The following is an 8,802-nucleotide window of genomic DNA, read 5'->3' as shown; positions in this document are numbered from 1 at the left end:
GACGAACAGCCCCCCTCGTCGCCCCCACCGTCCAGGTCTCCTCCTGGACCTGCGTCCACGCCGCCATCCGGCTCACCGCCCACGCCACCGTCCGGGTCGCTCCCCGTGCCGCCGTCCAGGTCGACCCCACCGTCCGGGTCGGGCGGTGGCACGGTGGCGCAGGGCGCGCCGGAGTCCTCCCCGGAGATGCACAGCCGCCCATAGCGGCCCAGGCCTTCGCGCCGTCCGTCCACCACGGCGACGATGACGTGCGTGGCGTCCTCGGCGTCCACGCGAGCGGCCAGCGCCCCCACGCCGTCGGCGCGCGCGACGCGCAGCACCTGCGTCGGCGTCACGGCGGCCACCAGCAGGTGGACGGCGGGAGCGTCCTCCCCCTCCGTCGGCTCGAAGGAGGCGAAGACGGAAGACGTGCCGCCTTCCACCTCGAAGTAGCGCGTCGACGCGGCCGCCACTCGCACGGACGGCTCCGACACCGGCAGCGTGCGCGGCGCGACGGTCAGCGGCGCGTAGCTCGCGCTGTTCTCATACCCCGCGCTCTGTGCCCGGCGCGGTCCGGTGGCCAGGTTCCACAGGGCGAACTCCGCGAAGGCGGTGTCGAAGTCAGCGCCCCAGTCGCGCTGCAGCGCCGTCTCCACCAGCACCGGCCAGCGGACCGACGGCGTCACGACGCTCTGCTCCCACAGCGCGCGCACCACCCCATCCCCGAAGCGCTCGCCCAGGAACTGGAAGTAGATGCTCGTGCCATAGCTGAAGGACACCGCCGGCCCCTCCGGGTCCAGCACCAGCGTGCGGTCCGGGCGCGCCAGGTACGCGGCGGTGAAGCGCTCCAGGTCATCCAGCGCGGGCCGGTAGCGCTCACTGGCCCAGACCGCGGTACCCTCCGACGCCACGCCGCCCAGGCCCGGGTGATAGGCGGCCTGCACGGCGTGGAAGAACTCGTGGCTGGCGAGGATGTCCACGGCCTCGCCGTAGGACGGGTAGTGGTAGCCCGCGAAGTCGTTCTCCTGGAGCATGTGCCCGGTGCAGCGCGACGACGCCTCCAGACAGCCGTCCAGCCGGAAGGCGCCGTCCGCGACGCCACCGAAGTCCACCAGGTACACATCGAAGCGACCGTCACCGCCGTTGTCGCTCCCCACCCAGCCGTCATCCGGCGGCAGGCGGAAGCCCAGCCCTTCATAGAAGACGGCGACGCGGTCATACGCGGACGCGACGGTCTCCACCGCGTCCGGAACCCCACTCCCGTCCACGTCCGCCGCCGGCACGGCGTTGGAGCCCGAACGGGAGAAGTGGATGCGGAAGCGCCCCCCAGGGGACACCACCGACTCCACCGCCTCGCCCTCGTCGAAGCGCGGCGGCATCGCCGAGGGCGAGGTGGGGCGCGCTCCCGCTTGCAGTCCCGCTTCCCACGTCACGAACGAATCGTGCCGCTCGTGCGGTTCACGCGGGGCCTGCTGGACAGGTCCACACCCGAAAGGGAGCAGCAGGAGCAGCGCCCGGAGCTTCATGGCAGGAAGGCCCACTTCACGCGGAGCTGCCCCGAGCCGCTCGGCGTCCCCGACGGCAGCTCATTCGTCGCGTTGCAGTGCTCCTGCACGGCCAGCTCATAGTAGGACGTCACCTCGAACTTCACGTGGCGCCCGTCGGCCAGGCGGATGATGAAGACCTCCCCCGTCATCCTCACGCAGCCCTGGTAGGCCCAGAAGCTGCTCAGCGCCATCGTCGGCCCGGAGAGGCCCGAGTTGTCCGGGATGAACTCGCACGTGTCGGTGTACCAGGCGTCCGACTGGAAGGTCAGGTCCGCGGGCACGGACGTCACGGCCTCGAAGCGGGTGCCCGTGGGCAGCCGCGCCACGCCGATGCAGGACGGGCCGGACGTGCCGCCGTTCACCCGGATGTAGTAACGGCGGAACGCGACGTCCCAGCCATGGTCGCCCAGCGACGTCTGGTCGTCGATGTTGACCCGGGACAGGCCCTCGGGCGTGAAGCGGGCGTAGGTGTAGGACTGGTTCACCGTGAGGCCACCCGCGCGGGCGTCGATGTACGAACGGAACTCGCCCTCCGGCGCCTCCTCCTCGTACATCTCCGTCGTCGACGGCGTCGTGAGCAGGTTCAGCCGATCGATGCTCTGCTCGCTGCAGGGCACGTCGCTCTGGCACTGCGGCTCCGTACCCGCGTCGGGCTCGGGCTCGGGCTCGGTGCCCGCGTCGGGCTCGGGCTCCGTGCCAGAGTCCGGCTCCGGCTCGGTGCCAGAGTCCGGCGTCGGGTTCGTCCCGGAGTCCGCCTGTCCGGCGTCCGGCACGGGGGTGGGGTCCTCTTCGGACGAACCACAGTTCACCAACAGGACCAGCGCCATCGCCACGGCGGCCAGCACCCACAGGCCCTGCTTGCCGGCCTTCGTGTGCATCGCTTCTTCGGTGTGAGTCTTCATCAACGGCCCTCTCCCTCAAGTGGTGCGGAGCCGGAGACCACCGATGGCCAGGACAAGACGCACACGGCGCTGTGCCATTCCGGCCCCACGCGTGGCAACATAGTTGATAACGATTCTCATATTCAATATTCGACCCGCGGAATCATCGCCCGAGTGGAGCGCCCAGGCCGGAGGCGACGCCATCGCTCAGCCCTTTTGCGCTGCGCCATGAGGCGAGGCGCCCCGAGGGCCGTGGCGCACCTGGGCAGCTCGCTGTTCGGAAATGTCGGGACATTTCGCGGCGCAAAACCCCCGACATTTCCGAACAGCGAGCGACGGGAGTGACTCAGGCCCCTCCCGGCGCGAGGGGCCTCCGGGGTGGCGCGCGGTCCGTTCCGCATGAAGTCCGCCACGGTGGTGATGGCAGCCGCGCGCGCCATGCGCTCACGAGGTGCCCCCGCGCGCATGCACTCCCACGCGAACCGCTCTGTCCTGCTGCCGCTCCTCCTGCCCTGCCTGGCGCTCGCGCAGCCCACGAACGACACGCCGCGGAGGGTTCGCCCACCACGGCAGCGGCGTCGCCCAGCGCGCCTGAGCCGCGCGATGACTCAGCGCAGCCGCCGGCACGCGGACGTCTTCACCGCCAGGGACACCCGCGCGCCGGGCACCACGCCCAGCTCACGCACCGACGCGGACGTGAGCCACACCACCCAGCGCACGCCCGCCACCTCCACGGTGGCCGCGTCCTCCCCCGTCGCCACGGGCTCCACGTCCACCACCGTGCCCGTCAGGACGTTGCGCGCGGAGACGCCCGTCAGCGGTTGGATGGACAGCAGGATGTCCGCGGCCGGCACGGCATAGGCCGCGCGCGTGCCCGGCGCCAACGCGGGCGAGTCCGGCACCCACAGCGACAACCCGCCCCGCACCCGAAGCCGCAGCCCGCCCTCTTCCGGGCGCTCCAGGACGCCTTCGAGGATGTTCTCCTCCCCTTCCCCTTCACCGGCGAGCAGTCCTCGCGCCGCCGCGCCCAGCACCTCGGCCGCGGGGCCGGCCGCGCGCACCTGTCCCTGTTCGAGCAGCAGCGCCTCCCGCGCCAGCACGCGCGCCTCGCCCAGTTGGTGCGTCACGTACAGCATCGGCACCCGGGCCTCGTCGCGCACGCGCAGCAGGTACGGCAGCACCCGCTCCTTCAGCGCCACGTCCAGCGCGGCGAGCGGCTCATCGAGCAGCAACAACGCCGGGTCCGTGGCCAGCGCGCGCGCCAACGCCACCCGCTGCTTCTCCCCCCCGGACAGCGTGGCCGGGTAGCGGCGCAGCAGCGGCGCCAGCTCCAGAAGCTCCACGGCTTCGTCCACGCGAGAGGCCCGCCCCGGCCGCGCGCCGAAGCGCACGTTCTGCTCCGCCGTGAGGTGCGGGAAGAGCAGCGCGTCCTGGGGCACGTAGCCCATGCGGCGTTGTTCGGGCGGCACGTCGCTTCGGGCAGCGCTGTCCAGCAGCACGCGGCCCTCCAGCACCACCCGGCCCCGGGCGCCGCGCCGCAGTCCCGCGAGCACCTCCAGCAGCGACGTCTTCCCGGAGCCCGAGCGCCCCATCACCGCCACCGACGCGCCGTCCAGCCGCGTCCCCACCTCCAGCGTGAAGCGCGCCAGCGGCAACCGGATGTCCAGCTCCAGGCTCACGCGCGCACCCGCCGCCCGCGCCGCCGCGTCACCGCTTCGGTCGCGAACACCGCCACGAAGGCGAGCAGCGCCGCCACGCCCGCCAGTCGCAGCGCCTCCGCGTCCCGCCCCAGCTGCGTGCGCTGGAAGATGGCCAGGGACAGCGTCTGCGTGCGGCCTGGGATGTTGCCCGCCACCAGCACCGTGGCGCCGAACTCACCCAAGGCGCGGGAGAACGCCAGCAGCGCGCCCACCAGCACGCCGCGCCAGGCCAGCGGCAACGTCACCCGGAAGAAGGCGCGCGTGCGCGAAGCGCCCAGCGTGCGCGCCACCGCCACCAGCCGCGGGTCCACCTCCTCGAAGCCCGAGCGCGCCGAGCGCACCAGCAACGGGAACGCCATCACCGCGCTCGCCAGCACCACGGCCTTGGGCGTGAAGACGACCTCCACGCCCCACGCATCCAGCACGCGCCCCAGCGGACCGTTGCGTCCGAGCAGCTCCAGCAGCACCAGCCCCACCGCCGTGGGCGGCAGCACCAGCGGCAGCGTCAGCAGCGTCTCCACCACGCCCTTGCCCGGACCGTCCCACCTCGCCAGCGCGTACGCCACCGCGAGCCCCGGCGGCAGGATGAGCAGCGTGGCCAGCGCCGCCACCCAGAGCGTGAAGGACACCAACGCCGTGACGCCCTCCATCAGGGAGCCCGCGCGCCGGGAGCGCCGAAGCCGTGACGTGAGAAGACCTTCCGGGCCGCGTCCGACTGAAGGAAGCGCACGAAGGCCCGCCCGGCCTCCGGCGCGCCGCCCTTCGTCAGCGCCGCCACCGGATACACGATGCGCGGCGCGTCCTGCTCGGGCACCTGGAAGGCGACGCGCACGCGCTTCGAACGCGCCGCGTCCGTGGAATACACCACGCCCGCGTCCACGCGCCCCGTCTCCACCGCCGCCAGCGCGGCGCGCACGTCGAGCGCCGGGATGACGTTCGACGCCACGGCCTCCCAGAGCCCCGCCTTCACCAGCCAGGCCTTCGCATACACACCCGCGGGCACCGCCTCCGGATCCGCCAGTGACAAGCGCTTCAGCCCACGCAACCCAGCGGGTGATGACGGCGCCGACTTCGCGTCCACCGGCACCACCACCACCAGCCGGTTGGACAGCAGGTCCACGCGCGTCGAGCGTGCGACCAGGCCCGCCTTCTCCACCGCATCCAGCTGCGCCGTGTCGGCGGAGAGGAAGACGTCCGCGGGCGCCCCGGCCACGGCCTGACGTGCGAGGCCACTGGAGGCCCCCAGGGAGAACTCCACCGCGTGGCCCGTGGCCTGCGTGAAGGCCGGCGCCAGCTCCTGGAGCGCGTCCGAGGTGCTCACGGCCGAGAACACCAACACCGTGTCGGCCTGGGCGGACCCACCCGCCAGCAGCGCGGCGACGGCACAAAGCAGGAACAGATGACGCATGGCGTAGCACCTCGCAGGTCCGGACAAGCCGTGTCGCATTGTCGTCAGCTCAGCGTCCTTCTGGACAACAGATTGACCCGCCCATGCGGGGCCGCTATGGGATACTCCGTGTCACGGAAATTCCACAAAGAGGATGAAGACGTTTCCCCGGACGTGGAGAAGCTCCAGAGCCTGCTCCTCGCGCTGGGCCGGCGCAGCTCGCTCCGGGACCCCATCGCCAGCATGTGCGAGCAGCTCCAGTTCACGCCACCCCAGGTTCACGCCATCCTCTGGCTGGGTCAGGACGGCCCGCTCACCATGGGCGAGCTGGCGCGCCGGCTGGGTGTCACGGAGAAGACCGTCACGGGCGTGGTGGACCGGCTGGAGCGCCAGGGGCACCTGCTGCGCGAGCGCAGCGCCACCGACCGCCGCGTCGTCCACTGCCGCCTGACGGAGGACGGCCAGTCGACCTGGGAGCGGCTCGACCGCGTGGTCGTCCATGGCATGCACCAGTTCCTGGGCATCCTCGACGCGGGAGACCGCAAGGCCCTCTTCCGCATCCTGGAGAAGCTGCTGAAGCGCATGGGCGGCGCCTCGCCCACGCCGCGTGAGCGCACGGGCTGACAGCCGGGCCCCCGGCGGGGCCCCCGTCCTCCAGGCTGCTTGACAGGCTCCATGCCCGGGAGGGCAGCCCCCCTGCGTCGCGCGGCGGTCGCAGCTTGCGACGGGGGGTGGAAGGCGATGACGGGACGCGCGCGCGGGGTGGCGGTAGGGGTGCTGCTGGGCCTGGTGGCCTGCCGGAAGGACGCGGAGGAGTCGTCTCCCTCCACGGCGACCTCCGCGCCGAAGCCGCCCGAGCCGCCCCCGCTGCCCGCCGGACGCGCCGTGGCGCTCGCCTCCGTCGCGCCCCTGGTGGCGTCCGTGAGTCCGGCCGTCGTCAACGTGGAGGTGCGGCTGGGCGCGCCCACGCCCGGCGAGACGAACGACACGCCCTGGGGGGGTGGTGGCCCCTCGCCTTTCGGAGGTCCGCCGTTCGACGGCATGCCTTTCGGCGACGCCCCCGAGGACCCGCTGTCTCCCTTCGAGAGTCCCTCGCCCTTCGCGCCACCGGTGCGCGAGGGCATCGGCTCCGGATTCATCATCGACGCCAAGGGGCTGGTGCTCACCAACCACCACCTCGTGGCGGACGCGGAGGCGATTCAGGTGCAGCTCGCGGACGGACGTGACCTGGAGGCGCGCGTGCTGGGCTCGGACCCGCTCACGGACGTGGCGGTGCTCCAGCTCGAACGCCTGGACGGCGGCAAGCCCTTGCCCGTGGTGCGGTTGGGAGACTCGGATGCGCTGCGCGTGGGGGACTGGGTGCTGGCCATTGGCAATCCCTTCGGCCTGACGTCCAGCACCAGCCTGGGCATCCTCGCCGCGAAGGCGCGCGACATCGCGGCGGGCCCCTTCGACGACTTCCTCCAGACGGACGCCGCCATCAACCCGGGCAACTCTGGCGGTCCGCTGTTCAACCTGAGCGGCGAGGTGGTGGGCATCAACACCGCCATCGCCGGCCAGGGCTCGGGCATTGGCTTCGCGGTGCCCAGCAACCTCGTCAAGTCGCTGCTGCCCCAGTTGGAGAAGAAGGGCAGCGTCACCCGGGGCTGGCTGGGGCTGATGGTGCAGGACCTGACGCCCGACCTGGGCGAGGCGCTGGGCGCGCCGGTGCAGGCGGGCGCGGTCGTCACCGACGTCACCGCGGAGACCGCGGCGGCCCAGGCCGGGCTGCGGCCAGACGACGTCATCGTCGCCGCGGATGGGCAGCCCATCGACTCGGCGGGCGCGCTCACGCGGCTGGTGGCGATGAAACCACCGGGCGCGGAGCTCACGCTCGCCCTCTACCGGGACGCGATGAAGCGCGACGTGAAGGCGACGCTGGGCACGCGGCCCGACCTGGAAGGCGTCGCGGTGAAGGCGCCGGCCGTCGGAGGCTCGCAGCGCCCCGCCGAGCATCGCGTGGGGCTGAGCCTGATGGACATGGACCCGGCGCTGGCGGAGTCCCAGGAGCTGCCGCCCTCCGGCGCCTTGGTGACGGAGGTGGCCCCCGCGTCCATGGCCGAACACGCCGGCATGCTGCCGGGCATGGTGGTGGTGGAGGCCGCGAACACGCCCGTGCACAACGCGCGGGACGTGGTGACGGCGCTGAGGAAGACGAAGCCTGGCGAGTCCGTGCTGCTCCGCGTGGCCCTGCCGGGTGGCGCGCTGGAGCTGCGCGCGCTCACGATGCCGGAGGAGTAGGCGCGCGCGCCAACAGCACGCGGGGCCGCAGGAGCAGCGCGACGGCCTCGCGCACCGTCCAATAGATGCGGTCGAACGTGTCCAGGTGGCGCGCGGTCTCCAGCGCCGGGCTGGTGGCCACCTCCCAGCCATGCAGCCGGAAGGAGTTGCGCGCGCGCAGCAGGTGATACGGGTCCGACACCACCACCACGCGCCGAGCGCCCAGCCCGCGCAGCACCTCGGCCGTGAGCCGTGCGTTGTCGCCGGTGGAGTGACTGCCCTCCTCCAGGACGCACGCCTCCGCCGGGACGCCCATCCGCGTCGCCAGCGCCAGCATGGCGCGCGCCTCGGAGGGGGGATTCACGCCCACGCCGCCAGAGAAGACGAGCCGCGGGGCCACGCCGCGGTGGTACAGCGCCACCGCGTGCTCGGTGCGCGCGCGCAGCGCCCCGGAGGGCACGCCCCCGGGCAACACGCGCGCGCCCAGCACCACCAGCACGTCCGCGGGCATGGCCTGCTCGCGCTGACCGAAGCGGTCCACCACCCAGGCGAGGCCGAAGACGCCACCCGTCAGCACGCCCGCGCCCACCAGCAGCAGCCGGGAGAGGCGCGCGGTGCGCGGGGTGAGTGACGTGGGCGGCACCCTCCGCACGCTAGCCTGAAGTCGTGCCCGGCGCGTGTGCGGGGTGAGCCGCGGGCCCGGGTGCACTGGACGTGGCCCCATGAGGTGCGCTCCAATCCCCCGGGTGATGACTCCTGAAGACGCGACGAAGGCCCTGTCGGATGTGGAGCTGGTGCCCTGCGCGGAGATGGCGCTGATGGACGCGCGGCGGCTGGTGGACGCCTGCCTGGGCGCGGAGGTGCCGGCGCTCGTGCATCGCGAGGCCTGCAGCAAGCCAGGCTGCAGCCCGAAGTTCCAGGTGCTGGTGCGCCCCGAGGACGGCCCTCGCGTGGCCGCCCTGCTCCAGCAGCGGTGGATGGACAGCATCGCGCGCGAGGGCCTGGTGCCCGTGGGACGCACCGCCGCCCCGGCCGCCCCCCTCCCCGAG

9 protein-coding genes are annotated in these 8,802 nt (G+C 72.9%); 3 read left to right on the top strand and 6 right to left on the bottom strand.

The features are described from left to right. The 5 genes from G4D87_RS28150 to modA form a co-directional block, all read right to left on the bottom strand. Nucleotides 1-1,505 (bottom strand): MXAN_6640 family putative metalloprotease (locus G4D87_RS28150; RefSeq protein WP_163785796.1); only part of this gene is annotated, 1,505 nt, incomplete at its 3' end. Then, nucleotides 1,502-2,428: an HmuY family protein gene (locus G4D87_RS28145; RefSeq protein WP_240358673.1), complete on the bottom strand. Its 927-nt coding sequence runs from the start codon at nt 2,426-2,428 to the stop codon at nt 1,502-1,504. The genes G4D87_RS28150 and G4D87_RS28145, both read right to left, overlap by 4 nt. A gap of 587 nt (nt 2,429-3,015) precedes the next feature. Beyond that, the gene (gene modC, locus G4D87_RS28140) at nt 3,016-4,086 is read right to left on the bottom strand and encodes a molybdenum ABC transporter ATP-binding protein (RefSeq protein WP_163785793.1); all 1,071 of its coding nucleotides are present in this window, start codon (nt 4,084-4,086) and stop codon (nt 3,016-3,018) included. After that, nucleotides 4,083-4,736: a molybdate ABC transporter permease subunit gene (gene modB, locus G4D87_RS28135; protein ID WP_240358672.1), complete on the bottom strand. Its 654-nt coding sequence runs from the start codon at nt 4,734-4,736 to the stop codon at nt 4,083-4,085. Before modB ends, modC begins: the two co-directional genes overlap by 4 nt. A 20-nt stretch (nt 4,737-4,756) precedes the next feature. Then, complete coding sequence (gene modA / locus G4D87_RS28130) at nt 4,757-5,515, bottom strand: molybdate ABC transporter substrate-binding protein (protein ID WP_163785780.1); 759 nt, start codon at nt 5,513-5,515, stop codon at nt 4,757-4,759. Nucleotides 5,516-5,611: 96 nt separating this feature from the next. On the opposite strand from modA, the gene G4D87_RS28125 reads away from it, so the two are divergent. Both G4D87_RS28125 and G4D87_RS28120 read left to right on the top strand, forming a co-directional pair. Beyond that, nucleotides 5,612-6,118: a MarR family winged helix-turn-helix transcriptional regulator gene (locus G4D87_RS28125; protein ID WP_163785779.1), complete on the top strand. Its 507-nt coding sequence runs from the start codon at nt 5,612-5,614 to the stop codon at nt 6,116-6,118. 117 nt (nt 6,119-6,235) lie between these two features. Beyond that, entirely contained in the window at nt 6,236-7,774 is a 1,539-nt protein-coding gene (locus G4D87_RS28120; protein WP_163785777.1) for a trypsin-like peptidase domain-containing protein, read from the top strand. Here the strand turns inward: G4D87_RS28120 and G4D87_RS28115 are convergent. After that, nucleotides 7,755-8,396 carry a YdcF family protein gene (locus G4D87_RS28115; protein WP_163785775.1) on the bottom strand — a complete coding sequence of 214 codons (642 nt, stop codon included), beginning with the start codon at nt 8,394-8,396 and terminating at the stop codon, nt 7,755-7,757. The genes G4D87_RS28120 and G4D87_RS28115 overlap by 20 nt on opposite strands. A 106-nt stretch (nt 8,397-8,502) precedes the next feature. Between G4D87_RS28115 and G4D87_RS28110 the strand changes: the two genes are divergently transcribed. After that, the coding region (locus G4D87_RS28110; RefSeq protein WP_205507755.1) for a hypothetical protein at nt 8,503-8,802 on the top strand (300 nt) is incomplete at its 3' end.

It is taken from the genome of Myxococcus vastator, from assembly GCF_010894475.1.
Classification (GTDB): domain Bacteria; phylum Myxococcota; class Myxococcia; order Myxococcales; family Myxococcaceae; genus Myxococcus; species Myxococcus vastator.
This window is presented reverse-complemented; position numbering and strand designations above follow the sequence as displayed.

Bases quoted from the DNA above. Each gene is read 5' to 3' on its own strand.
- G4D87_RS28145 (WP_240358673.1), bottom strand. From the start codon at position 2,428: ATGAAGACTCACACCGAAGAAGCGATGCACACGAAGGCCGGCAAGCAG.
- modA (WP_163785780.1), bottom strand. From the start codon at position 5,515: ATGCGTCATCTGTTCCTGCTTTGTGCCGTCGCCGCGCTGCTGGCGGGT.
- G4D87_RS28125 (WP_163785779.1), top strand. From the start codon at position 5,612: ATGGGATACTCCGTGTCACGGAAATTCCACAAAGAGGATGAAGACGTT.
- G4D87_RS28120 (WP_163785777.1), top strand. From the start codon at position 6,236: ATGACGGGACGCGCGCGCGGGGTGGCGGTAGGGGTGCTGCTGGGCCTG.